Genomic DNA, 25,099 nt, shown 5'->3' with positions numbered 1-25,099 from the left:
AAAGCAGCTGAGTTCGGCATGAGCTTGATCGAAAATCAGATAAATTTTACTCCAAATATCAATTAGATGTTGGGAGTTATTTAGAAGTACTGTATTATTAAAAATTATTCGTCCTAGAGCAAGGCTCCATCATCCATGTGTATTTCTGTGAGCAAGATTGTTTAATACATTCTCTACCATGAGTTGCTTTTTTGCGAACTCCATTTGACTCTTGGTTTTGCTAAGGTTGTTTGTTGGTGAGATTGCTTGGGTGTTTTGCAATTGACTTTCGGACATTCTCTTTTTGGGCTCGGATGGGAAGAAACTTGCATTTTTAGAAGACGTATCCGATTTGATGCGTGAATCACTGATGCAGATTGGTTCGCTGATTACCAAATTATCTGTGTTTTGATGGTTAAAAAAGGAGAACACACTTATGGCTTTCTTCAATTTGGTTTTTTTATCCAGGCCAGAGGTCTCTTTCTCTACAGCTACTTGGCTTTGTTGTGAATTAGTCTGTTTTGAAGTTAAGTTATTCTCCACTTTTGGAGTAAGATTCGATACGTATTGTTGATATGCTGCATCAATCAGGGAATTTATTTTAATGGTTACACCAGCAGAAAAACACTCCTCGGGGTTCGCTTCAGACTTCTTCACAAACTCCATGCACTTTTCTATCGGAACTACTGCCAGTACTTCAGAGATGTTCCTGCATAGTGGCTTGTAATCATCATGTGTGTGAGGGACTTTATCACCAGAATAGGACGATACCATTTTTGTAGCCGCGACATCTCTTATTGCAGCTTTTTCAGGGATAAAATTACTTTCAACTTGAGCAACCATCTCTCTGAATCTCTCATTAAATTCTTGAGGAAAACTTGAGAGGTGCTTTTGGCATTCTCTAACAATGCCATAAAAAGTCTGCAAGCAATATCCTAGAACCTGGGCATCATTAACGAATTGATATTTTGATATTTTTACCTTTAATGTTTGTTCGATAGCATCACTTGCTCTTTTCACCTTGTGGATACTAGGTTCTGTTTTACCTATATCTATAGCCTGAACCACTTCAGGGACTTTTTCATACTCCAAAATAAGGTACAGTACCAATGCCCGGTTGAAATTGTCTTCTACTTCAGTATAAAACGATTTGGTAAGGCTTTCGTAGCTGTTGCGATAATAGGTTAATGCTTCTTCAGGGGTAAACCAAAATTTTTGTAGCCTTTTATCATTCGTGTTCAAAAATTCCGCTTCTATGATCTTTTTAAAGCTTTGTATTTGAAATGGAGACAATGATCGCCCCCAATCGAATACATCGATGCATTCATGTTCAAGCTCTTCATTCTCAATTAAAAGCAGTTTTTGAACAAATGCTTCAATTAATCGAGCCAATCTAGGTAAAACGCCTACGTTCAGGCGTGCTTCACTCAGAATTTTTTGTTTTAGAGTTAATAAATCTTGGTAATGCAAAGCCTTGACACTTTCTGGAGTCTCTTTTGTACTGTCTGATTGTTCATTGCCATTATTAGGTTCTTTCATCGATTCTAAGTCCTGCTTCAAAAGTTTCTCTCTCAAAATGTTAAGGATTTAACATCACACTTACTTATTTTCTATTTGATTTTAAACGTATTTTTCTGTTTGGGCAAAACAATAACCAGAACTTCTTTTAAATACAAGATTACTTCTTTTTGTTTATTTCGTGATCTTTATTTAAAAATATTGACTTTTTAATCCACTTTAGTTAGAACAATTCTGTTGATGCATAATAAAACACAGAGACCAAATATTTTTTATTAATACCCTAATGCACAGAAAAAATAGGCACGGTATAGAAAAAGGATGTTGTATATGAGAACCATCAAAAAGATGTATGAAACTGTTAAACCTGGCGCATTTTCTCAAGTTCTATCTGCCTATAAAGGGTCTGCTCCTAATCTAATAACTGGAGCACTAAGCGGTGATCTTTGGCGTCATAAAAGTGTTGGAAGAACATTGCAACAAATCTCAAATCCAGACGCTCTAAAAGCACTTGAAACGCAAGCTGATAAAAATATGGAAGAATGGTCAAAAGCAAAATCTCCACCACCCTTTGTAGTAGATGTTGTTCCCAAAGACTGGGGTGTAGCCACTTTAGATGCTACCAGAAGGTATGGAAAAATTTACTCTGTTCTCAACATGGCAAGCTCTAAATTCCCAGGTGGGTCCTTTCTCCAAGGAGGCAGTGCCCAAGAAGAAGGTCTCTGGCACCGCACAACTTGCCCTACTTCACTTTTATCGAATGGTGTTCTATTTGATTCTAAAAAGAATTGGTTTGTATACGATCCAGCTACTGAAGCACTTGTTTTAGCTAAAACGAAAATGAGTGCAGAAGAATTAAGTGCATTAAGAAAGAAACGTAAAATGGATATTCCTGAAGCTTACAAAGTTTTTTTTAATGAGCAACAACAAGTTTGTTTTAGAGGCCCTGAGGTACTAGTCCCTACAAGCACAGAAGATGTGGGTTTTTCCAGTAGACTGGTTGCTGATAGTCATTTAAGTTATTTACCCCTCTCTATGAGTCGTGTCTTCCCCTTTTATGAGTTAAGATCCGCTGCTCCAGAACTTGCCCATCTCAAAATCAATTGGGAAGATGAGTCATTTTTAGAAGAGTACAGAAAAGTTCTAAGGCAAAGTATAGGAGCCCAGCTGGATACATTGATAGTACAAGGAAAAACAAACGTTGCACTTAGCGCATGGGGATGTGGTGAATTTAGGAATAAACCTGAAATCGTTGCACGCATTTATAAGGAAGAAATTGAAAAGAGAGCCCTACACTTTCAGCACTTAATGTTTCCAATAATCGATTATGGAAGAACAAATAATTTTCAAGTATTCCAAGAAGAATTGTCTGGTTTAAAACTCGGCCCTACTACCCCTCTAGTCTTTTCAAGAGCATTAAGCCATTATGGATTCCATACACCTCAGCCCCAAAAACCAGCAGAAACTCAAAACCAAAATCAGGTGTCTCAACCTCTCAATGGATCTAAACCTGTTTAACAACAAGACATAAAACGGCATTCATTAATGCCGTTTCAGGTTACACGAATTCTAAAACAAAAGTTACTTTTTGCTAAGTCCTCAAACCTCAATTGTCCCAATACAAAGCTTTACCAATCATTAGTAATGCAAATCCATCAATAAGATCACCTTACATTCAGTTTGACATTTTATTGAGCGGAACCATACTTATACTGTACAAGTGACCTTATTTTTAACTAATGGTGCTTATTATGAAGAAAGCGACCAAAATATTGCCTGCTTTTAACACATCTGTGTTATACTCCCTTACACAAACGTCAACAAGCTCATTATTTGCTGGTTCAAGTTTATCCTTTGAGTTTTTTAGATTAAGCAACACTCCAAAAGAGAGTTCGTTAAGTGACTTAACCTCCTCTCTCCCATCTGCCCCAGATCTAGCTTATAGAGGTAGCCATGGTAGTCGTGAAGCAATAGAAGCTCTTCAAACGGATTGTCTGGGGAAATCCAGTGTTCAGGATAAAAAAGCATCAAGTCTATCTCTCCCAAGCTATGTACGTGATAATAACAGCAGATACTTTTTCTCACTCACTCCGTGCCGAACAACAGTTCAACCCTATGCCGCAGGATTATCTTTGATTCCATGTAAAGGGGTTATTTGGGTGACGGGTCTACCCAAAGTTTTTGTGCGTCCACAAAAACTGCTGCACCTCAATAGACCAATGTTTGAAAAAGACGACCAAATTCAGGTTGATGGTACCTCACTAGATGAAGCAAGAACATTCCAATCGATTACAACCATGACCGAAAGAAACAATGAGCTCACTGCTGTTGTTGGCACAAGTTCGAAGGAGAATTGGTCATTAAAGCCCTCTCGTGATGTCATGTCACTCATTCAAGTTTGCGGCCCGGGACGAATTTTGAGTCGATTCATGTCCTCTTCACAACCTTTTAAAATCAAAGAATGGCACAATCCTCAGTTTGCAAGAAGAGTCTGGGCATTGGACATTGTTACAGCACCTCGAACCGACTATGACATGATGAATAAAAATGCCAAACAACTTAAGTTAATCACTCCAGGTAGTCGATTACTTACACTTGAAGATGCCTGCGCAATATGTAGCGTACCCGAATTGGAATCTCTAAATGATAGTCATACTGTAGGTGAGACACTCCAATTTAATCAGGTTCCTAAGCACATCCCTGTAGGAGACGCTCGACAACTTTCCAAATTTTTGCTGTCTCAAATTGAAAAGTCAGCAACATTACAAGCAATTGTTTCTGCTTATAGATTTACAATATAATCTCTTTAAAAACTCGCAGTCCTAGGAATATCGTGGAGTTTTACACCTAAGAGAAGTCCCCTTTGCCTCTGTAAATCTCTAGTCAGAGTGATTTTACAAAAATTAGATGGTACTTAATCAATCCTTAAGGTCTATTGTTTTACACTAATAAAAAACGATAAGGAGAAAGCCATGTCTAACAAAGTACTCACAGAACGACTAAATAATGAGTTGGATAAACTTGGTGTTCCCAATTTGATGACAGAACGTGTTCAAGTTTGTTCTAAACTCTTTAAGCTTCCAAAGTTTAAAGTAGAAGCGTTACTCAATGGTGTCATTGCAATTGACTCTCACTCTATGAATAAAATAGCTGACGAGCTAGGAGTTAGCTCTGATTGGTTACTGGGTGGTATTGGAGCCAAAACAAAACACTGATAGTCATTGATTAAGGCAGTCACTTTAATTCAGTTAATATTTATAGCAGATTGTCGCTTATAAGGATTTATAGAAACTGCTATAATATTACTGATTCACATTATTCTCTTCATAAAATCTCAATTGCATTTCACCACCCCTTGTCTAATTTGATAAACCGTTTCAATCTGTATTTGCTTTAGAAATTCCTCATCGTGAGAAATCACAATCATAGCACCTGTGTAGGCGTTTAATACTTGGATGAGGTGAGCGCGTGTTTCGAGATCTAAGTTATTGGTCAGTTCATCTAAAATCAACAACTTGGGGGGATTTGCTGCAATCAGTGCGAGAGATAACCTAGTCTTTTCTCCACCAGAAAGAGTTGCTATTACTGCGTGAATTTCTTCATTTTTCCTAAATAGAAAGTCATTCAAGTGTTTTCTAATCTCTAAATAGGGAACTTGTGGCAATACGTTACTCATTGTCTCTAAGACTGTTTTGTCCACTAAGAGATTGTTGTAATGTTGATCGAGATATCCTATGTCATCCTTGGAAGGCACCATCCATTCCCCTGTTTTAATTAACGCACAATCACCCAAAATCGCTTTAACTAAAGTCGTTTTACCAGAACCATTGTCACCACTTAGGACGACGCGCTCTCTTGCCCTTACTGAAAAGTTGAGATTAGTCACAATCGTTCTCTTGCCTGGATAATTGAGCGATGCATTCCGAATCGTTATTAACGAACTCTGCTTTTCTTCGGCATGGATAAAGAATTTAGGAAGAATAACTTCTGGTTGATAAATCGAACTTAATTGATCAAGCAGTTCTTCCTTTTTCCCCCTTAGTTGAGTCAACCTCTTGTTTCCTGCAACTACCGCATTCGCCATTTTTGCATGCGATCGTATAGTTGGCCATTTACGATTCTTAATGTGTTTTTCTCCACGAATCCGACTTGATTTATTCCTTTCTTGTTCTCTCATCAATGAATGATGCGCTTCTTTCCTTTGACGCGAAAGTAAGGATAGCTCTTGCTCGATGGCTTTTTTTCTTTGCGATAATGCCTGTTGATAATCCTTATAAGTTCCGGAAAAAACAGTAACCCGTTGTGCTTCAATATGCCAGAGAACATCTGCAACTGCATCGATGAGTTCCAAATCGTGAGAAACGATGACCAAAGTACCCTGATAGTTTTTAAGTAAACGTATCAATGAACGGCGGTTATGTCGATCTAAATGGTTAGTTGGCTCATCCAATAGAAGCAAATTCGGATTTGAAGCTAAGATCTCTGTCAGACGTTGGTTTAACCTTTCCCCTCCACTTAAATCAGAATAGTCAGAAATAATTTGCGGCAAATACCCTACTTTTAAGCAATTAGGACATTTAATTTCACCATCAATTACTGATACCCCACCCTGCAGCATTCTTAATAAGGTCGATTTTCCTATACCGTTACGACCAATGATAACTATTCTGTCTCCAAAATGAATTTGTCCGGAAAATCCTTCAAAACAGATTTTATGAGAAAATGAAAGGCTTAGATCTTTAAATAGAATTGGTTTATGCGTCATGTTTTACTCTTAAGTTTGTCTTTAGGACATTTTGAATTTAAAAAGTCAGTAGTAACTTTTCCTGTTGCCCTATATTCTGGGCGACCTTAAGCAGTAATTTTCATGATGCGTAAAAACCTCAACGGGTGATTTGTTTAAAATTTAAACTACTATCTTACCAATCTTATTTGTAAAGTCAAATGATCTTTTAGGGATACTCAATTCAAGATAGAATTACAACAACGCTTTTATCTGAGTTGATGAAACTAATCTGTATGTTGTTTAATCCACTCAATGATAATAATGGGAGCAACTATGTTTAAAAAAATCGCCTTTACCATGTATCCGGTTGAAAACATGGAGCGAGCACGCAATTTTTACGAGAGAACATTAGGTCTTGCGTGCAGTAAAATTTCCTCAAATGGAGATTGGGTAGAATACGATTTACCTGGAGGTGGATGTTTTGCAATTACGACTATGGCGACGGGTGTATTACCCAGCGATAACTCAGGTGGCAGCATAGCATTTGAGGTTGAGGATCTTGATAAACTGGTAGCAAAATTAAAAACTGATGGTGTGAAGTTCAAAATTGATGTGTTCTCTTCACCTGTGTGTCGCATGGCTATACCTCTTGACTCTGAAGGTAATGCGTTTATATTACATCAGTTGAAGTAGCTTACTTGTAACTGGCCAGATCGTTTTCCGCTCCCTTACGGTCGCGGCTCAGTTTGGATAAAAATAATTCAAAAGCAACAGCCGTGACAGGGAGCTGATAAATAAAAACAAAAACCGAGCCGCGACCGTAAGGGAGCGGATAAATACAACACAAACCGAGCCGCGACCGTAAGGGAGTGGATAAATACAAACACAATCCGAGCCTCGACCGTAAGGGAGCGGATAAATACAACAAAAACCGAGCCGCGACCGTAAGGGAGCGGATAAATAAAAACAAAAACCGAGCCGCGACCGTAAGGGAGCGGATAAATAAAAACACAAACCGAGCCGCGACCGTAAGGGAGCGGATAAATACAACACAAACCGAGCCGCGACCGTAAGGGAGCGGATAGATCTGCTAACAAGAGAACAATCATGATTCAGTACAACTGGTATAAATTTTCTGAATTAAGCCTAAATCAACTTTACTCTATCCTTGCCACACGCGCAGAGGTGTTTGTCGTTGACCAAAAGTGTCAATACCAGGATCCGGATGGAAAGGACTCACAGGCAATTCATTTACTAGGAACAGAAGGTGGTCATTTACAAGCTTATTTAAGGCTTTTTCCACCAAGCACCCCAAGCTCTCCTGTGGTTTTTGGTCGGGTTCTTACAGCTAGAAGTGCACGTTCTAAAGGATATGGTAAATTGTTAATCGAGGAACTCCTAAAATACTGTCAAGCAAATTACCCAAGTGCAAACATCACTTGTTCTGCTCAACATTATTTACTTCATTTTTATGAATCTTTTGGCTTTAAAGCCCTAGGAGAAATCTACGACGATGTAGGCATTCCCCACATCGATATGGTGTTTAAAAATTAGTACAAAGCTTCCATAGAATTGATTAATTAATCATCATAATGATATAATTAGGATCAAATAATCCTGGGAAGCAATGTCGATGCAATCGAAATCAGATCAAGTTTCTAAAAAAACTCAACTGCAAAACAACCGACTATTTAGACTGGTACAGGATTATTTCGATCCTTTATCCAAAGACACAGGTAGATTAAATCGAGTCAACAAAGAGTTTAATGGTTTTTTTAATAACTACTATCAAACAGCCCGACTTATGAAATCCATCGCCTCTGGAAATCAACAACTAATGACGAATATGATTAGTAATCATCCAGAGCTGCTTACACAGAAAGTGTCGATGTTAGTGGGAAACATGAGCCTTAAAAAGGTTTCACCCTTTGAGTTTATTTTATGGACAATGGATGTTCGGTATATGGGTGCAGCTATACTTAATGCAATTCATGCTAGTCCAGATGGTGATGCGATTAGAAACACGTTACTGTTACAATATAGTGACCGCCTAAGTCGGCCAGGAATAAGCTATAGAAAGAACAACACCCCTTATACTGAGCAATATTTTGATTATGCGGCTTATGCCAATGCTCTTCAATCCTATATAGACAACTATGATGCAAGAACAGAAGAAGAGTGTATGGCGGCTTGGCTAAGAATTGGGATTATGCAACGAGATTTACCTACATACATTAGACAACATTATTGCGACTCTGAAGTTCCATTCACTCCAGAAGCTTCATTTCAAAGTCCTGAGTTCAATAGAAATTTAAGAGTCCTCAATCTTGAAAATAACGAATTTGAAGAGTGGACTGATGAGCTCGAAGATCTCGGAACAACATTTGCAATTTCATACCATACCATGGGAGAAACACCCTGCGCAGCAAAATTAAGTTATTGCCCGACAGCAGAAATGGTTCAGAGAGATTTGGATGCATTTAAGAAACTCATTAAAACTAGACTTAATGATGAAAACCTATTGATTCAGCTATTAAAAACGCCTGGATGCAAACTCGTCAGTGATAGCAATCCGAAATGTATCTAGCGATTCGGCTTATAAAGTGCTACTAAACCAAAGGTTAATAAAAATTGTGCCGCATAGTAAGTGAACATGATGAAAATACGAGCATCCATCCCTGGAATTAAAAATATATTTATTGCTAAAGTAACATCAGAACACAAAAATAAGAGTGCCCCACTTCCAATAACCAAGTTCTGATTATTGACCTGAAATGCGGTGAACACCATCGTCATTAAAACAATAAAATAAGCAAGGACAGGAACTAATAATCCACCTAATAAAGGGATTAACATCAATGCAATACAGCACACAAAAACAAATACTGGAATATAATAACAGAATTGCAATTGATTAAACTGATATGATTTTAGAAACAAAGTAATGTATAAACAGTGCGCTAAAAAAAAACTTCCTATCCCAAACTCTAACTGCAGAGCTATTGGCAGAGTTAAGACTATATCTCCTATTAATGACCAACCTAAAGCCAGAACGAGGAGCAATTTAATCATCAAGGATAAATGAGCCAAACCTACTCCTACGATTAAGCAAAGTATTGGTAATGGCTTTAACAGGGTAGTCACTGGATAGCTTATAAATGATACACTGAGCAAATAAATTGCCGCTGTTACAACAAAGGCCCATGCTGAAGTTTTCGAAAAAGAAGTGCCCATCATACTCCCTATATTTAGACTCATACTGATTAATTATGTTTTTCACAGCACTAACGCCCCCCCAGGATAAAGACAAGAAGTGTTTTTAATTACGGAGTTTAGATGAACTAAATGACCGAATTAAAAATACTTTTTAACGAAAAGATTGGGAGTTTTTCGTAAGTCCTGTTTCATTCTAAATTAGGGTTTGTTACTAATGCAACTACCAAGTAAATAGGCAAAATGAGCAAATTAAAAAATTGGTCTATAGTTAAAATAGGCACTTAAATAATAATCGCTTTTCTATAAGATAGAGGGGAAATCATGTTAACTCGCTGGCTAGGTGTGTTCACTTTGCTTTGCTTTATCTATGTTCCATGTTTTGCCGAAGAAACTGAAGTCCATGAAATTGCGTTAACTCTCGATGATTTACCCTTTGTGGGTTCAGGAACAAGTACTCCAGGAAATCTAAAACGCACCCAAGAACGATTCGATGCGTTGGTGAATACCTTGGTAGAAAAGCAAGTACCAGCTACTGGTTTTGCTATAGCCGGTGCAATCGGTAAGCATGAATGGGAGTTTCTTGAGCTTTTTAAAAGCAAAGGGTTTGAGTTAGGCAATCATACTTTTAAACACAAAAGCTTAAATTCAATGACTGCTGAGAAGTACATTGCAGATATAGAACACGCTGATGAAATTCTAACTCCTGTAATGACATCTCCCAAGTACTTTAGATACCCTTACCTTGCCGAGGGAAATGGTGAAAAAAAGGAAAAGGTTCATGAGTGGTTATTCTCACATCAATACATTATTGCCCCTGTTACCGTCGACAGTAAAGACTATGAGTTTAATGCGCAATTTTATCGTATAGCTTATCGACAAAGACCCGCTAGATTACCTCAATTTAAGAAGCGATATCTCGCTTTTATCTGGCAACAAACACTCCGTGCTGAGAAAAAGGCTGAAAAGCTCAATGGTAAACCTATAAAGCACATTTTGCTCCTGCATGCTAACTTGCTCAATAGCTTATGTTTGGCAGATATTATTGAGATGTATAAGAGCAAGGGTTACAAGTTCATTACATTGGACGAGGCTTTAAAAGCAAATGCGGCTTTGAAGCTGGATAATTCAATCACTGTCCCTGAGCAAGAAAAAGTAGAGCAGCCTGGAACAGATGTGAGTAATCCGACTTAATCACTAGACCTATCATCCGCATCCTATCGGTCGCGGCTTGATTGGAAGAGCTGGAGTAGACAACTGGGGACGGACCCCAGGAAAACTGGGGACGGACCCCAGTGGGGTCCGTCCCCTTTCATCTGCTTTCCTCTGCTCCTTCCTACCAAACCGCAACCGTGAGGGAGAGGTTTTTTTATTAAACAGACCAACGAGAATCACTTACTCTCTATGAATAAGCAGTTCTAAAACCAATAATGCGGCTCCAACACAGATCGCACTATCCGCAACGTTAAATGTTGCGAAATGGTAGTGCTTATAGTACACGTCTATAAAATCAATCACATAGCCATGTATCCCTCTATCAATCAAATTACCTAATGCTCCGCCTAAGATAAGACTGATTCCTAGGGCTTGTAGACGTGCCTTAGCCGAATATTTGTACAACCAAACAATTAATAGAATACTGACAACCAAGCTAAAACCAGCAAAAAACCATCGATGCCATTCTCCTGCCCAGCTTAAAAAACTAAATGCTGCTCCAGTATTGTAAGCGAGCGTAAAATTCAGAAGTGGCATGATTGGCATTGGTTTATAAGGCACTAAATGAGTGCCTGCCCAATACTTAGTTACCTGATCAATTAAGATGACCAATAAACTAATTAAAAACCAATACCACTTTTTCATATGAATAGCCTCTCCTCATACCTATCGGTGATATTGCCAACACATCTCATACACAATTCAGGATGTTGAAGATCCTTACCTACTTCTGGCCTTCGGTGCCAACACCGAGCACATTTTTCGTAGATACTTGCGGCAACTTCAATTGCAACCCCTTGTTCGGTGTGCAATAAATTCCCTGGGTTCTGAATGAATGGCTTTACTGTCGCTCCTGATGTAATTAACAAAAAGCGTAATTCCTCTCCCAATCGAGTTAATTTAGGCGCAACCTTTTCTTCTGCATACAGGGTTACCTCAGCAGCAAGTGCAGAGCCAATTTCGCCCTTTTGCCTTTTTTCTTCTAGTGCTTTGTTTACTTCATCGCGAATTAGGTGCAGCTGCTCCCAATCTTCCATATTAACATCATCTATCGTTGGCCAAGCATCGTACCAAGTTTCTAAAAAAACAGATTCACTTTGTTGACCTGGTATTACTTGCCATATTTCCTCGGCTGTAAAAGACAAAATAGGTGCCAACCAAAGAGTAAATGCTTTAACAATATGATACATTGCTGTTTGACATGATCGACGGGAATTACTATCCTTCGCATTGGTATATTGTCTATCTTTGATAAGATCCAGATAGAAGCTTCCCATATCAACAGCGCAAAAATTGTGAATTTTCTGATAGATTAGGTGGAACTGATAATTCTCGTAATCAGAAATAATGTCTTGTTGCAACAATTGACAACGCTTTAATGCCCATTTATCAAGCTCCAACAGATGCTTTTCATCTACTGCATCGGTACTCGGATTAAAATCAAATAAATTGGCCAATAAGAAGCGTGCCGTATTGCGTATGCGGCGATAGGCATCTGCGTTTCGCTTAATAATTTCATCGGAAATACTGACTTCATGACGATAATCTGTCGATGAAACCCACAAACGCAAAATATCTGCACCATGTTGATTAACCAATTGATCCAAGGCCACGTAATTACCTTTTGATTTAGATAATTTTCTGCCTTCTGCATCCACTGTATATCCATGAGTTAACACAGTTTTATAGGGAGCAACACCATACATAGCCACTGAGGTAGTTAACGATGAATTAAACCAGCCACGATGTTGATCAGAACCTTCAAAATAGACATCAGCTGGAAAAGCGAGATCATTATTTTGATGCAGAACAGCAAAATGTGAGATACCAGAATCCAACCAGACATCCATAGTATCGCTAATTTTTTCATAATGCTCTGCATCATTACCAAGAAACTCTTTCACATCCAACTCAAACCAAGCATCAATTCCTGATTTTTCAATCCTCTGGGCTATCTGTTCAATGTACTCCAGTGTATTGGGGTGTAATTCTCGAGAATCGCTATGAACAAACAAAGGCATCGGTGTTCCCCAGGCTCTTTGCCTAGAGATACACCAATCAGGCCGTCCATCAACCATATTTGCTATTCTTGCTTTACCCCAATCTGGAACCCAATTTACCTTGTCAATTTCTTTAACGATAGCTTGGCGCAAATTAGATTTATCCATGGAAATAAACCATTGTGGTGTAGCTAGAAAGATCATGGGGGATTTATGCCGCCAACAATGGGGGTAGCTATGTCTTAAGGTAGTGTTAGCCAACAAAACCTCCTTCTCTGATAATACCTGCAAGACTTTGTCATTCACATTATTAACAAACATTCCTGCAAATAACTCAACGTCCTCTGCAAAACAACCATTGGTTTTTAATGGGTTAATCAGTGGTAAATGATACGCTTTACCAATCTGGTAATCATCAGGACCATGTGCTGGAGCTGTGTGAACACATCCAGTTCCAGAGTCGGTAGTGACATGATCACCTAGAACAACTGGAACTTGTCGACTGTAAAATGGGTGTTGTAGTTTAAGATGCTCAAATGAACGGCCTTTGGATGTACCACAAGTTTCGTATTCAGTAATGTTGTATCGACTCAATACGGATTCAACCAAGTCACTTGCAACAATAAAATAACGTTGGTGCGTATCAACCAAGACATAGTCAATTTCTGGATGAAGACAAACTGCCTCATTAGCAGGCAATGTCCATGGTGTAGTAGTCCATATCGGCAAAATTACACATTTCTGTTCTAGATCCGTGCCAAAGCAATCAATAAACTCCTGCGGATTTATAGCTTTAAAAGCCACATCAATTGATGGAGAGGTTTTTTCCTCATAATCAACTTCAGCTTCAGCTAAAGCTGAACCGCAATCGATACACCAATGAACAGGTTTAAATCCTTGTTGCAGATGCCCATTTTTTATCATTAGACCTAAGGCACGAACTATGTTTGCTTCATATTTATAATCCATGGTTACATAGGGATTATACCAATCCCCTAACACACCAAGACGTTGAAACTCTTCTCTTTGGATATCAATTTGGCTTGCAGCATACTCCCTGCACTTGGCGCGAAACTCTCGTGCAGTAATTTTCATGCCTGCTTTGCCAACTTTTTTCTCAACATTAAGTTCTATAGGCAATCCATGACAGTCCCATCCTGGAACAAAGGGTGCATCATAACCACTGAATGTCTTGGATTTAACAATAATGTCTTTAAGGATTTTATTGAGGGCATGTCCACAATGCAAATGTCCATTTGCATAAGGGGGCCCATCATGTAGAACAAATCGCTTTTGTCCTTTACGAACAGAACGAATTTTCTGATAAATGCCCTGGGCTTGCCATTGAGCCAACATTTCTGGCTCTCTAGTTGCAAGGCTCGCCTTCATCGGAAATGAAGTGTTCGGGAGATTCAATGTATCTTTATATTCTGCCATAGTAGTCACTCTACCAAATCAATAAAATCATAGGACATCGCTTTATTTACATCATACCGACAATTTTCCTGTAAATAAGTCTTTGCTGTTTTAATATCATTCTGTATCTGTTCAATTAAAGCCTCAACGGATGAAAATTTTTCTTCATCTCGTAATTTATGTAAAAAAACAACCTTAAGCATCTCACCATAAATTGAGTCATTAAAATCAAATAAATGCACTTCTAAGATATTTTTTGTACCATCAATAGTGGGTCGACTGCCGATATTTGCTACTCCATAAATCACTTGGGAATGTACAGTCACTTTTACTGCATAAACGCCAAATAATGGTAAAGACAAGCGATTTATACATAAATTTGCTGTTGGTATACCCCACTGCCTCCCACGACCATCCCCTTTTACAACCCGACCACACATACTGTAAGGTCTGCCCAGTAGTTGTTGCGCAGTCGAAAAATGACCCTCTAATAGAGCAGCTCTAATTTTTGTTGAGCTTACTTTTTCGTGATCAATTGTAAAATCAGCAAAGGTCTCTACCTTACAATGAAATAGGTGGCCCATTTCTTTTAATAGGCCAGTATCGCCCTCTCTATTTTTTCCAAAACGAAAATCTTCACCTATCAGCAGATATTTTATATTAAATTGTTCAAAGAGCTGTTTTTTAACAAAATCATTTGCCGATGTTTGAGCGATATGTTTATCAAATTTAATGCAGTAAACGTAATCCACCTTGCTTGACTTTAAAGCTTCAATTTTCTCTCTTAATGTAGAAAGACGTGCGGGTGCTTTATCCTTTAGAAAATATTCTCTTGGTTGTGGCTCAAACAAAACCAAAACCAAAGGAAGCTTCATTGCATCGGCTTTTTCCCGCAACGTTTTGATTAATTGCTGATGACCTAAATGCACACCATCAAAATTACCAATAGTTGCAACTGCTCCGGCTGGAAAATAAGACGATTTTTGATGGCCACGTAGCAATTTCATTGAGTAATTTAAAAACTGGTTATGAAACCAGTTAGTATACTGGTTTTCTTGATTTTTTTGAAATAGATTGTTTTTAAACGGGAAACATCTGGGGACGGACCCCAGTGGGGTCAGTCACCACCTTTATTTGGACCCCATCGGGATTCGTTCCCGCCTATATTTTGTCACACATTACAGAGGTTCTCGCTTACGTGGGAACAACGGTCGAAATCGCTTCTGTTACGAGTGAATTAATGATTCACTTTAGGTCTAACAATGAGTACGTCGCATTCTGCGCCATGGAGAATTGCATTCGCTGTTGAACCCAATAACAGAGACAAACCGTGTTTTCCGTGACTTCCAGTTACAATCAGATCAATTTTATGCTCTTTGGCGACACGTAAAATTTCATTTTTAGTGGAGCCAAACTCAATAAATCGATGTTTTTCATCAACACCTAGCTTTTCAGCCAACTCATTAAGTTCTTTTTCAGCTTGTTCTCTAATCGACATTTCAACTTCAGCGAAACCAGCAAAACCCGGATAAGCATAGGCAGGGATAGGTTCAACAACATGTACTAAAATTAAGTCTGCACCATTTTCATCCGATATCTTTTTTGCCTTTTCTGCAGCTCTTACACCTACCTCATCAAAATCGGTAGCAAACAATACCCTCTTATACATCATCTTCTCCTATGATTCTGCTTTCTAATTAAAGATTAGCAGATTTGGGTCAAATTTCCTATAAAGCGCCACTAAGAACTCAGTTAACGTTACTATCCTATATTTGCAAGACCTGATACTGAACGAATCCATGGATTTAATTTTGCTAGTTCAGGAGGTAGCTTTTTAATATTGGATTGAGCAATGATTCGATTGTCAAACTCACCTAAAGTCAATACGTACCATGTTCCTTTGTCATTTTTAAAGTGTCTTACTTTAGCTTTTGTTAATAATTGACTACTTTTCCTAAAACGTTGTACATCACTTACTCTATGGCTTGCAACCAATTGAATCGTATAAACACTTTTACCAATTGCCTTAGATTGTGCCTTAGCAGCATATTGTTTTGGAGATGCTAAAGGAATTTTGGGTAGCTCTGATTTAAATGCCGTAGGTTTAGACAATACCATGTTAACGTTGGCTGGAGGAGTTTGGGGCTTCACAGTTGGAATCACTACAACTTTATCAACTACCGCAACATGCTTTATCTCCTCTCTTTCTTCAGAAAAGTCGTCCAAAATCTGTTTTTTAGGTAGTGCGTATTCTATAAGTTGCCTTACCGAGGAATCTTGCCAAGATGCGATGTAACTGACCGATGGTATAGATTGCGAAGCAGTCGATTTGGTTTCTATTACTTCGGGTGAGTTTGCTGTTACTAAGTCAGTTATACTAGGGGCTTTATACAGTCTGTCGTAATACACATACGATAAGCCAGCCAATAATAGAACACTTAAAGCCGTAGCTGCTAGTTTAGGTTTCAACGATTTTTTACGTTCAGAGTTGCTGAACGATTTAGTAATGAACTCTTCCAAATCACTATTAATTTTAGATAAATTCCCTTTTGTAGACTGATAAAACTGTTTATATTGGGCGTCTGTTAGAGGTTTATTAATCAACCGAGTAGACATTGCCCGTTGTAAAACGTAGGTTCTTGTTTCGCTTTCGTTCAAAGCGCCTAGCTCTATGCTGTGAATCAAATTATCAAACTGGTCAACTGCCAAAGCATTTAGTGCAGCTACAAGAGAGTAATCTGAGAGTAAACATAAGTGAAAAAAACCAAATTCATTTTGATTTTTAATGGCAATCATTGCCTCTTTAATGAAGGATTCTGAAACATGATGTGCATCATCAATCACTATAAGTACATGAGCTTTGCGTTCGTTAATTTGATCGGCTATTGAGATAATATTAGTATCACTGTCCAATCTCAAATGTAACTGAGTAGCGATTTCATGAGCAACAGCCCTACCATCAAAGGGAGGGGTAATCGTGATAATGATTGGCTTTATTTGCTTGTCTAAATTACTTTGTAATACTTGGCTAAATGACGTTTTCCCCCCGTCTTTTTCCGCAAGAACGGTCATCAATACATTATTAAACAAAATTAAATGATTTATAAAATCAATCTTTGAAAGCCACGAACCAGGTTTAAACAAAGATCTAGTTTGACCAATAGAACTTGCATCAAGTTGTACATTTCCTTCATTCATCTTTATTCTCCTCCTATTGCAGCAACTAGAGCATCTTTTATGCTTTCCTCAGATATTGCATCATGCACATAACACATACCTGGCTTTTCAATCACTACAAATCTTAACTGATTTTTTTGTATCTTTTTATCCAGTTTCATCAAATTCCATAATTTGTAAATATCAACAGATTTTGGAATTTGATAAGGCAATCCAGCATCAATAATCATTTGTTTCATTTGAAAGAGTATTTTCTCTTCAAGCAAACCTAGATTGCAAGACAAGACTCCAATGAAATACAAACCAATTGCAACTGCCTCGCCATGTAACCAAGTTTTATAGGCCGTGTAGGCTTCTAATGCATGTCCAACAGTATGCCCAAGATTTAATAAAGCTCGCTTACCTGTTTCCCTTTCATCTTCTTCTACATACTTTGCTTTAATACGGCAGCATTTAGCAATAAGCGATGGCAATTCTGGACTGTCAATTGTTAAACCATATTCAAGCTCAACTTGTACCTTAGAATAAAATTCCCCACCTTCCAGTAAAGCATATTTAATCATCTCTGCTAGACCAGCACGAAACTCTCTATCAGGAAGTGTCTGCAAAGTATTAACATCAACCACTACACCTGAAGGCTGATAAAAACTACCTATCATGTTCTTACCCAAGGGATGATTTATCGCTGTTTTGCCGCCTACGGATGCATCAATTTGGGCTAACAATGTAGTTGGTATTTGTATCAGACGAATGCCTCGTTGATAAGTGGAAGCAGCAAACCCGGCTATATCTCCAATGACTCCACCACCTAAAGCAATTATTGTACTGTCACGATGAAATTGGTTTGCAAGTAAAGCGTCATAAATTGTATATAAGCTCTCTTTATTTTTATATTCCTCTCCATCATCCAACACCACAGAGATACATTGTTTGCCTTTATATACCGCTTGCAAATCAGCCAAATAGATTGGTGCAATCGTTTTATTAGTCACTATTAATAGCTGCTGAGAGCATACTAGTTGGTGCAACAAATCCTCATCAGTGAGCCCATTACGACAAATGATTATGGGATACTCTGAAGCCGATGTAATTACACTTAATTCAGTGAGTTGTTCAAACTTCGCCATATAAATATTTTATTATGTTATTAGCTACTGCTTTTACAGTGAGCTTATCGGTTTCAAAGCTAATGTCTGCAAGTTCATCGTAATAAGGCTCTCTTTCATCTCTTAGATCCTCTAAACGTCCTTCCAGATCATCTGTCTGTAATAATGGCCTTTTTGTATCTCTCTTGGTTCTTTCAAATTGTTGCTGTAATGAAGTTTTTAAATAAATGACAGTTCCCCGAGCAGCCAAAGCATTCCTGTTTTCAGGAGTAATTACAACCCCCCCACCAGTAGCGAGTACAATATTTGTCTTTTGAGTTAACTCATCTATAACTTTTTGCTCTCGGCGCCGGAAGCCCTCTTCTCCTTCTATATCAAATATCCACGAAATATCTGCGCCAGCTCGCTCTTCAATTACCTCATCTGAATCATAAAATTCAAGTTTGAGCTCCTTTGCCAAAGCACGTCCTATTGTACTTTTTCCTGCACCCATAGGACCAATAAGAAATATATTTCGTACTTTAACTATGCTCATCTTCTCTTACATACCTCATCTATTGTAGTGCCATAGTTGCAAATAACACCACGGCCAGTTAGAAACACAACTTTGTAGATTTAATGATCTTTACCATTCTCTCGGATTGATGCAAGTTGACATTATCCATTTAAACCTTAACTAAACTAGCGCTCTCTTGTTCGCAGCAGTACAGTTTGGTTTCGAACAAAGGTCATCCCTAAAAACCGAAAGTTAATAATTTATAGTAAATTGCGTTTATATACCAAAAATACAACCTATAAAAGCCCGCAGGCTATTCTACAACGGATAGACAGTAAATGCTCATAAAAAATAACCTAATGCAACATTTACCTTATGACGTTATTTATACGTTCCTTTTTCCTGACCTTCAATTGTTGTTATTGATAATGAATTTGTTATTATCCTTGGAGTTATAAAAATGAGCAACTCCTCATTGTGCAAAGTTAACTGTTTTCTTCTAAACATAGGGCCAACAACAGGTAACTCACCAAAAAAGGGAATTCGATCAAGTGATTTATTTTTATCTTGTCGATAGATGCCACCAAGAACAATAGTTTGACCATTACTTACCAAAACGTTGGTTTGAATTTCTTTCGTCAAAATGGCCGGTACACCGAGGAATGTCTGTGCCGAAGGCCTATCTTGATTGATTTGTAGTTCCATCAGAATTTTACCATCAGGAGTAATTTGTGGTGTGACTTTAAGGCTAAGAACAGCTTTTTTAAACGCAACTGCCGTAGCTCCACTAGACGTTGCTTGTTGATAAGGTATCTCCTGTCCTGATTCAATAACTGCTGCTTGTTGGTTAGTGGTAATCAAGCGAGGGCTGGAAATTAATTCCGCAAGGCCCTCACTTTCTAATGCAGATAACTCCAAGTCAAGCAATATGTTATCACTCAATCGAGCAAGGGCTATACCTACCGATGCAGGATTGCCCGCTACTGGCGCTGCAGCTAGGTCAAGATTTAACCGTTGAGTTAATGGAGTTACGTTAGCTGGGGCTGTACCTCTTGCTAACTGGTTAGCACCCTCTAAAGTACCGCTGAGATGTGTGGGCTTGGAGATACCCCAGCGAATCCCAATGTCTTGGCTAAAGTCTTTAGTTACCTCAACGATTCGTGACTCAATAAGAACTTGCTTCACGGGTATATCGAGCTGTTTAATCAGTTCGCGAACCTCTTCGATTTTAGTTCCAGTATCCTGTATCCAAATTGTATTTGTTCGGGCATCCACACTAATTTTCCCTTTATCAGACAATAAAGAGTTTTGTTTGTCTTTGATGAGTATTGCAATATCAGACGCCTTCGCGTAATTGATTTGCAATAAATCAGATCGAATCGGCTCTAGTTTTTGTATCGTCTGTTGACTCTTCAGCTCATCCTCTTCCATTTTATCTAGAGAGACCTTAGTGTCAATCAACATGACATCACCCTTTCTACGTTTATCTAGACCTTGAGTCGTTAAGATGATATCTAGAGCTTGATCCCAAGGTATATCGTTTAAGCGTAAAGTAATTTCGCCTTGAACTTTATCGCTTACAACCATATTGATACCTGTAAAATCAGCCAGGAGTTGCAACACAGCGCGGATGTTTATATTTTGGAAATTTAAAGAAATGCGCTTACCAGTAAATACTTGTTTCTTGAGTTTAGCTTGACGAATTTCCTCTGCAGATAAAGGAAAGACATCTACCATAAACTGCTTGTTTACTTGATACACATAATGACCATAATCACCCTTACTAAGAATGGTCATACGTACTTTCTTCCCTTCTTGTTGCATTGTTATAATCTGCACTGGACTATGGAAGTCTGAGACGTCATAACGTTTCATTAAATTTGTAGGTATTTTAGTATTTAAGAAATTTACAGTAATTTCTTTCCCGACTTGGGTCACATCGATAGGGATACCCGTATCAGAAACATCAATAAACACCCTACCACCCTCTTTATCTATTCCCCTGAAATCAACCTTCTGTATTTCATGTTTTGCACTGACTTGTTGGTTTGTTATAAATATTTCTTTGGTATTTTCAAATAAATCATTACTTTTGCCGTTCAATACCAAACTATAGACGGCTCCTGAGGTACTACCCGAGTAGGCAACTGAGCGATCCAAATCTAAAATAGCCCTTACTCGGTCACCAACAGATACAATATTGTATTGATTTAATGAGCCAAGTTTAACGACTTTCATTTTCTGGTCTGCAGGTAAATCCATTTTTGCATTGATAAAATCCAACACTAAGCGTGCGGGCTTCTGAGTTATAAAGCTGGCTGGTAATTGTTTTAGGGGAGACTTGAATTGAAAATCTATACGGACCCTATTCTCTGGTAAAGGGGAAAACTTAATTGCAACTAATGAGTTATCTTCAGCATAGGCCATCCCAAAACTGGCACTAATTAAAATGATTATAGCGATTATTTTTCGCACGGTTTACTCCTGCTTGCCAGTATCCAATTCAATTGTGGTCACTTGTTTTTCCCACTTGCCTGTGGTCCTCACTGTCTCTTCGAGTTTTATAACAGTATTTGTGATTGAAATCACTCGACCAAAATTTTGCCCCATATAGTCACCGACTCTAACTCGAGTAACTTGATGATCGGGTTGTTTTATTAATGCCCAAATCTCACTGCCCTGTTTTAAAATGCCTACAAACTTTAATGCGTCTAAGGGAAATGCCTCTAAAGGTTGTTTTGGTCTTTTGCTATCAGGAGCATCTCCCTCATTTTTCTTTTTAGTATCGATAGGCTTAAAAGGGTTGCGTCTATTTTCTTCGTCTGGGAATCTAAAAATTGGTAAAGGAGAAAATTGGGGTATAGGCTCTATTGCTCTTCCAGGCCTAGATTTGACATCATGGATATACTTCATAAGATCGGAGTTGTCGCCTGAGCAAGCCGTTAGCAGGCTCATTAAAATTCCTATAATCAATAAATATATCTGCTTATTATTAGTCATCATTGTACGCGATATCTGTATATTTTTGCTGTGATATTCATTATCAATTCATCCTGAGATACCGTTTTATTGTCCGACCCGGTTTTTCCAGCAATACTGAACTCATGTAATGTCACAATCCGATTCATTTCAGCGACTCGACTTAAAAATCGGGCTAGCTGCATGTATGTTCCCACAACCGTAATTTTAATGGGTAGTTCAATATAGAAATCATGCACTACTTCAGGTTGTGGTGCAAATAATTCAAATTTTAGCCCTGACAAAATCCCCGTTTTTGATATTTCTTCTAAAAGACCAGGCATTTCATTTTTAGCAGGCAACTGTCTTAGCATAGTGCCAAATCGCTCATTCATCAGTTCTAATTGATTACGATAAGCTTGTAAATTGGCTGCTTGGCTTTGCTTTTTCTCAAACTCGTCACGCAAAGTCAGCTCTTGGGCCTGGAGCGTATCAAATTGCTCAAAATTAGGTTTTACAATTAACCAATACCCAAGTCCTATCACTAAGATACTAATACCTGCAATCACTCCTAATTTTACAAAGAGTGGCCATTGTCCAACATTTTCTAGAGTTAATTCATTTAGGTTGACGGTATTCATTATTACTCAGCCTAGTATTTAGGTTTAAGCACAAAACTTAGCTTAAATTCATTATTTGCTGCTTGCTTTGATTTATCGTCCTTCTTAATTTCGGTAAGGACTGGGTTCTGTATCCATATATTAGCTTCTATACTCCGCATCAAGATAGATATGCTTGTATTAGACTCTGAATATCCCCATAGAGTTACTATATCATTTTCTCTTTGTAATTTCGTTACATAGATACCTGGAGGCATTACTTTGATCAACTCATCAAATAAATGCACCATTAGCGTACGAGTTGATTGCAAATTCTGAACAATTGACATCCTGGATATTAAACCTTCTCTAGTTTGTCTTAGGGACTTAATTTCTTTAATTTGTTCATCTAAACGTGCAATTTCTGATTGTAGAAGTTGATTTCTTGCAACCTGACTGCTTACAAGGTGTGAAGCATATGAATCTATCAAAAAAACAATAACCGCTGAAACGACAATTCCTATCAATAGCATTGTCGTAAACATTTTTTTCTCTTGTTCCCGCTGTTGCTCACGCCATGGTAGTAAGTTTATTTGTGTCATTGTTTTACTCAACATTCCTTAGAGCCAAACCACAAGCCACCATTAAAGTGGGAGCTTCATTGGTTATTGATTCCATGTTAACCATTTTATTAAATGACATATACGACAAAGGGTTCGCTACGGTTGTGGTAACTCCAAGTTGATCTTGTATCAAATGAGCTAAATCAGGCTGTCTAGCCATCCCGCCTGCCAATAAAATATGATCAACAAATCCATGTTGACTGGTTGAGTAAAAGAACTGCAATGTCCGCTTTATTTGCAATAATATCATTTCTTTAAATGGCTCAAGCACTTCAGTTTCATAATCAGTAGGCAAATTCCCTGTATTTTTAGCTTCCTTAGCCTGTTCGATACTCATTTTATAATGTTCTGCAATAGCTTCTAACAATTGCATCACACCAAATTTTTCCTCTCTAGAAAATATAATTTTCATACCATGAAGGACAAATAAATGCGTGTAGTTTGCCCCAATATCAATAATTGCAATGATTTTGTCCTGACCAGATGCAGGTAGTTCTCGAGCTAATTGCTGGGCGGCTCTCTCTACTGCATAGGATTCCACATCAACCACTTTGGGCTCTAAACCAGCTTTAGTGACTGCATCGACTCTACCACTTACATTTTCAGCCCGAGAAGCAACAATAAGAACATCTAACATGGCTGCGTTTTTTGGTGAGTGACCCAATACCTCAAAATCCAAGTTGATCTCATCTATAGGATAAGGGATGTATTTATCTGCTTCAATAATAACAAGTTCCTCTATCTCTTGATCACTTAAGCCATCATTGATTTGAACGACTTTACTAATCACTGCAGAATCTGGCACGGCTAAAGCAACTTTTTTGGTAGTAAACTTAAATCTATCAACTAGTTTCTTTATGCAACTTGCTACTGCATCGACGTCTTTAATGACGTTTCCTTCTAATGAGCCAGGTAGAAGTTCTTCACGGCCATAGCACTCAACCATGAGTTGTTCACCAGAACCGGAAATTTCAAGGACTTTCACTGCAGATGAGCTAATATCAATTCCAAGAATTGAATGCTGTTTAGGTTTTAAAAGCTTGAGCACTTGTTATATCTCCCTATATATCCCTTCAGCCTTTAGAGCCCCCCTGCACTAAACTGATTTCATAGATGCTCTGTGACTGGCAACTAGGGTAATGGAGCGATCAGCAACACGCCCTCTCAAAATCTAAAATGTCTAGCTTTATGTTAACGTAAGCCATTAAAAATTGAAACCTTTTTTATACTCAGTCCATCGTATTCCCCTATGTTAAATCTACAGGACTTAGGAAAAACCCCAAGATCGAGGCAACAATAAATGTCTATGAAGGAGTTTAGATGCACTGATTCACTGAATTGATCTTTATTTTTTACGAAGAGAATGGGCGTTTTTCGTAAGTTCTGATCTAATTCGTACGCAAATCGCGAAAGCTACGGTTCCAGAATTAAAAAACATCCTCGTTTGTTTATGCAATCTAACCGCAACAATTCCTCTAATTTTTTACAGGCCTCACGCAAAACCCTGATCTTTTCGTTAAACAATGATTTGAATTCAGTCATTGAGTACACCTAAACTCCTTCATTAAAACCATTTTTTGCCTCGACCTAAGGGACTTAGAAATCGACTCCTTTTTTAAAATGGGACATTTATACTAAAGGTTGGGTGCTTCGCCTAATCGCGCTACCTTAAGCGATGTAATTAGGTTCATCTATCCGACCCGCATCGCTCCGCTTGCTGACGCGCGCGGCTCGGTTTCTTCTTTGTTATCTAAATCAAATGCTAGTCACAGCAGGGAGTGAATCGATCCGCTTGCTGACGCGCGCGGCTCGGTTTCTTTTTTGCTCTCTGAGTCAAATGCTAGTCACAGCAGGGAGTGAATCGATCCGCTTGCTGACGCGCACGGCTCGGTTTCTTTTTTGCTCTCTGAATCAAATGCTAGTCACAGCAGGGAGTGAATCGGTCCGCTTGCTGACGCGCGCGGCTCGGTTTCTTTTTTGCTCTCTGAATCAAATGCTAGTCACAGCAGGGAGTGAATCGGTCCGCTTGCTGACGCGCGCGGCTCGGTTTCTTTTTTGCTCTCTGAATCAAAC

Annotated in this window: 22 protein-coding genes; 7 read left to right on the top strand and 15 right to left on the bottom strand. The window is 38.4% G+C overall.

What is annotated here, in order from left to right; genetic code table 11:
* Positions 1 to 129: 129 nt before the first annotated feature.
* Positions 130 to 1,518: a hypothetical protein gene (locus Lwal_RS02090; protein ID WP_058479267.1), complete on the bottom strand. Its 1,389-nt coding sequence runs from the start codon at positions 1,516 to 1,518 to the stop codon at positions 130 to 132.
* Between the two features lie 309 nt (positions 1,519 to 1,827).
* On the opposite strand from Lwal_RS02090, the gene Lwal_RS02085 reads away from it, so the two are divergent.
* From Lwal_RS02085 to Lwal_RS02075, 3 genes are all read left to right on the top strand, one after another.
* Complete coding sequence (locus Lwal_RS02085; RefSeq protein WP_065235634.1) at positions 1,828 to 3,015, top strand: poly(ADP-ribose) glycohydrolase domain-containing protein; 1,188 nt, start codon at positions 1,828 to 1,830, stop codon at positions 3,013 to 3,015.
* A gap of 233 nt (positions 3,016 to 3,248) precedes the next feature.
* Positions 3,249 to 4,298 carry a hypothetical protein gene (locus Lwal_RS02080; protein ID WP_058479266.1) on the top strand — a complete coding sequence of 350 codons (1,050 nt, stop codon included), beginning with the start codon at positions 3,249 to 3,251 and terminating at the stop codon, positions 4,296 to 4,298.
* A 171-nt stretch (positions 4,299 to 4,469) separates the two neighbouring features.
* Complete coding sequence (locus Lwal_RS02075) at positions 4,470 to 4,712, top strand: hypothetical protein (RefSeq protein ID WP_058479265.1); 243 nt, start codon at positions 4,470 to 4,472, stop codon at positions 4,710 to 4,712.
* Positions 4,713 to 4,831: 119 nt separating this feature from the next.
* Here Lwal_RS02075 and Lwal_RS02070 read toward each other — a convergent pair whose 3' ends face one another.
* The gene (locus Lwal_RS02070; RefSeq protein ID WP_058479264.1) at positions 4,832 to 6,262 is read right to left on the bottom strand and encodes an ABC-F family ATP-binding cassette domain-containing protein; all 1,431 of its coding nucleotides are present in this window, start codon (positions 6,260 to 6,262) and stop codon (positions 4,832 to 4,834) included.
* Between the two features lie 294 nt (positions 6,263 to 6,556).
* On the opposite strand from Lwal_RS02070, the gene Lwal_RS02065 reads away from it, so the two are divergent.
* The 3 genes from Lwal_RS02065 to Lwal_RS02055 all read left to right on the top strand — a co-directional run bounded on the left by Lwal_RS02065 (position 6,557) and on the right by Lwal_RS02055 (position 8,810).
* A complete protein-coding gene (locus Lwal_RS02065) occupies positions 6,557 to 6,916 on the top strand; it encodes a VOC family protein (RefSeq protein ID WP_058479263.1) in 360 nt (119 codons plus the stop codon).
* A gap of 414 nt (positions 6,917 to 7,330) precedes the next feature.
* On the top strand, positions 7,331 to 7,777 hold the full coding sequence (locus Lwal_RS02060) for a GNAT family N-acetyltransferase (protein ID WP_058479262.1): 447 nt from the start codon (positions 7,331 to 7,333) through the stop codon (positions 7,775 to 7,777).
* A gap of 79 nt (positions 7,778 to 7,856) precedes the next feature.
* Positions 7,857 to 8,810 carry a hypothetical protein gene (locus tag Lwal_RS02055; protein WP_058479261.1) on the top strand — a complete coding sequence of 318 codons (954 nt, stop codon included), beginning with the start codon at positions 7,857 to 7,859 and terminating at the stop codon, positions 8,808 to 8,810.
* On the opposite strand, the gene Lwal_RS02050 is transcribed toward Lwal_RS02055, so the two are convergent.
* Entirely contained in the window at positions 8,807 to 9,457 is a 651-nt protein-coding gene (locus Lwal_RS02050) for a lysoplasmalogenase (protein WP_058479260.1), read from the bottom strand. The two genes, Lwal_RS02055 and Lwal_RS02050, sit on opposite strands and share 4 nt — an antisense overlap.
* 303 nt (positions 9,458 to 9,760) lie before the next feature.
* Here Lwal_RS02050 and Lwal_RS02045 point away from each other — a divergent pair, with 303 nt between their 5' ends.
* On the top strand, positions 9,761 to 10,630 hold the full coding sequence (locus tag Lwal_RS02045; RefSeq protein ID WP_058479259.1) for a polysaccharide deacetylase family protein: 870 nt from the start codon (positions 9,761 to 9,763) through the stop codon (positions 10,628 to 10,630).
* Positions 10,631 to 10,831: 201 nt separating this feature from the next.
* Here Lwal_RS02045 and lspA read toward each other — a convergent pair whose 3' ends face one another.
* From lspA to pilM, 12 genes are all read right to left on the bottom strand, one after another.
* Positions 10,832 to 11,296: a signal peptidase II gene (gene lspA, locus Lwal_RS02040; protein WP_058479258.1), complete on the bottom strand. Its 465-nt coding sequence runs from the start codon at positions 11,294 to 11,296 to the stop codon at positions 10,832 to 10,834.
* Positions 11,293 to 14,088, bottom strand: a complete 2,796-nt coding sequence (gene ileS, locus Lwal_RS02035) for an isoleucine--tRNA ligase (protein WP_058479257.1) — start codon at positions 14,086 to 14,088, stop codon at positions 11,293 to 11,295. The genes lspA and ileS overlap by 4 nt, the downstream gene beginning before the upstream one ends.
* 5 nt (positions 14,089 to 14,093) lie before the next feature.
* Positions 14,094 to 15,074: a bifunctional riboflavin kinase/FAD synthetase gene (gene ribF / locus Lwal_RS02030; RefSeq protein ID WP_058479256.1), complete on the bottom strand. Its 981-nt coding sequence runs from the start codon at positions 15,072 to 15,074 to the stop codon at positions 14,094 to 14,096.
* A gap of 230 nt (positions 15,075 to 15,304) precedes the next feature.
* The gene (locus Lwal_RS02025) at positions 15,305 to 15,736 is read right to left on the bottom strand and encodes a universal stress protein (protein WP_058479255.1); all 432 of its coding nucleotides are present in this window, start codon (positions 15,734 to 15,736) and stop codon (positions 15,305 to 15,307) included.
* A gap of 92 nt (positions 15,737 to 15,828) precedes the next feature.
* Positions 15,829 to 17,265, bottom strand: coding sequence for an AAA family ATPase (locus Lwal_RS02020; protein ID WP_058479254.1), 1,437 nt, complete (start codon positions 17,263 to 17,265; stop codon positions 15,829 to 15,831).
* A gap of 2 nt (positions 17,266 to 17,267) precedes the next feature.
* Positions 17,268 to 18,371 (bottom strand): 3-dehydroquinate synthase, encoded by a 1,104-nt coding sequence (gene aroB / locus Lwal_RS02015; protein WP_058479253.1) that lies wholly within the window; start codon positions 18,369 to 18,371, stop codon positions 17,268 to 17,270.
* Positions 18,358 to 18,885, bottom strand: coding sequence for a shikimate kinase AroK (gene aroK / locus Lwal_RS02010; RefSeq protein ID WP_058479252.1), 528 nt, complete (start codon positions 18,883 to 18,885; stop codon positions 18,358 to 18,360). The genes aroB and aroK overlap by 14 nt, the downstream gene beginning before the upstream one ends.
* A gap of 342 nt (positions 18,886 to 19,227) precedes the next feature.
* On the bottom strand, positions 19,228 to 21,321 hold the full coding sequence (locus Lwal_RS02005) for a type IV pilus secretin PilQ (protein ID WP_058479251.1): 2,094 nt from the start codon (positions 21,319 to 21,321) through the stop codon (positions 19,228 to 19,230).
* Positions 21,322 to 21,324: 3 nt separating this feature from the next.
* Complete coding sequence (locus Lwal_RS02000; protein ID WP_408607318.1) at positions 21,325 to 21,846, bottom strand: pilus assembly protein PilP; 522 nt, start codon at positions 21,844 to 21,846, stop codon at positions 21,325 to 21,327.
* The gene (locus Lwal_RS01995; RefSeq protein WP_058479249.1) at positions 21,846 to 22,445 is read right to left on the bottom strand and encodes a type IV pilus inner membrane component PilO; all 600 of its coding nucleotides are present in this window, start codon (positions 22,443 to 22,445) and stop codon (positions 21,846 to 21,848) included. The genes Lwal_RS02000 and Lwal_RS01995 overlap by 1 nt, the downstream gene beginning before the upstream one ends.
* An 11-nt stretch (positions 22,446 to 22,456) precedes the next feature.
* A complete protein-coding gene (locus tag Lwal_RS01990) occupies positions 22,457 to 23,005 on the bottom strand; it encodes a PilN domain-containing protein (RefSeq protein WP_058479281.1) in 549 nt (182 codons plus the stop codon).
* Between the two features lie 4 nt (positions 23,006 to 23,009).
* Positions 23,010 to 24,074 (bottom strand): type IV pilus assembly protein PilM, encoded by a 1,065-nt coding sequence (gene pilM, locus Lwal_RS01985; protein ID WP_058479248.1) that lies wholly within the window; start codon positions 24,072 to 24,074, stop codon positions 23,010 to 23,012.
* Between the last annotated feature and the right edge of the window lie 1,025 nt (positions 24,075 to 25,099).

The sequence above is a fragment of the Legionella waltersii genome, from assembly GCF_001468085.1.
GTDB classification, from domain to species: domain Bacteria; phylum Pseudomonadota; class Gammaproteobacteria; order Legionellales; family Legionellaceae; genus Legionella; species Legionella waltersii.
The sequence above is the reverse complement of the archived record's forward strand: the minus strand, read 5'-3'. Positions and strand labels throughout refer to the sequence as shown.

Coding starts and splice junctions, on each gene's coding strand:
- Lwal_RS02000 (WP_408607318.1), bottom strand. CDS start 21,846: ATGACTAATAATAAGCAGATATATTTATTGATTATAGGAATTTTAATG.
- Lwal_RS02065 (WP_058479263.1), top strand. CDS start 6,557: ATGTTTAAAAAAATCGCCTTTACCATGTATCCGGTTGAAAACATGGAG.
- Lwal_RS01990 (WP_058479281.1), bottom strand. CDS start 23,005: ATGACACAAATAAACTTACTACCATGGCGTGAGCAACAGCGGGAACAA.
- aroK (WP_058479252.1), bottom strand. CDS start 18,885: ATGAGCATAGTTAAAGTACGAAATATATTTCTTATTGGTCCTATGGGT.
- Lwal_RS02075 (WP_058479265.1), top strand. CDS start 4,470: ATGTCTAACAAAGTACTCACAGAACGACTAAATAATGAGTTGGATAAA.
- ribF (WP_058479256.1), bottom strand. CDS start 15,074: ATGAAATTGCTACGTGGCCATCAAAAATCGTCTTATTTTCCAGCCGGA.
- Lwal_RS01995 (WP_058479249.1), bottom strand. CDS start 22,445: ATGAATACCGTCAACCTAAATGAATTAACTCTAGAAAATGTTGGACAA.
- ileS (WP_058479257.1), bottom strand. CDS start 14,088: ATGGCAGAATATAAAGATACATTGAATCTCCCGAACACTTCATTTCCG.
- Lwal_RS02045 (WP_058479259.1), top strand. CDS start 9,761: ATGTTAACTCGCTGGCTAGGTGTGTTCACTTTGCTTTGCTTTATCTAT.
- aroB (WP_058479253.1), bottom strand. CDS start 18,371: ATGGCGAAGTTTGAACAACTCACTGAATTAAGTGTAATTACATCGGCT.
- Lwal_RS02025 (WP_058479255.1), bottom strand. CDS start 15,736: ATGTATAAGAGGGTATTGTTTGCTACCGATTTTGATGAGGTAGGTGTA.
- lspA (WP_058479258.1), bottom strand. CDS start 11,296: ATGAAAAAGTGGTATTGGTTTTTAATTAGTTTATTGGTCATCTTAATT.
- Lwal_RS02070 (WP_058479264.1), bottom strand. CDS start 6,262: ATGACGCATAAACCAATTCTATTTAAAGATCTAAGCCTTTCATTTTCT.
- Lwal_RS02085 (WP_065235634.1), top strand. CDS start 1,828: ATGAGAACCATCAAAAAGATGTATGAAACTGTTAAACCTGGCGCATTT.
- Lwal_RS02020 (WP_058479254.1), bottom strand. CDS start 17,265: ATGAATGAAGGAAATGTACAACTTGATGCAAGTTCTATTGGTCAAACT.
- Lwal_RS02050 (WP_058479260.1), bottom strand. CDS start 9,457: ATGGGCACTTCTTTTTCGAAAACTTCAGCATGGGCCTTTGTTGTAACA.
- Lwal_RS02060 (WP_058479262.1), top strand. CDS start 7,331: ATGATTCAGTACAACTGGTATAAATTTTCTGAATTAAGCCTAAATCAA.
- Lwal_RS02090 (WP_058479267.1), bottom strand. CDS start 1,518: ATGAAAGAACCTAATAATGGCAATGAACAATCAGACAGTACAAAAGAG.
- Lwal_RS02055 (WP_058479261.1), top strand. CDS start 7,857: ATGCAATCGAAATCAGATCAAGTTTCTAAAAAAACTCAACTGCAAAAC.
- Lwal_RS02080 (WP_058479266.1), top strand. CDS start 3,249: ATGAAGAAAGCGACCAAAATATTGCCTGCTTTTAACACATCTGTGTTA.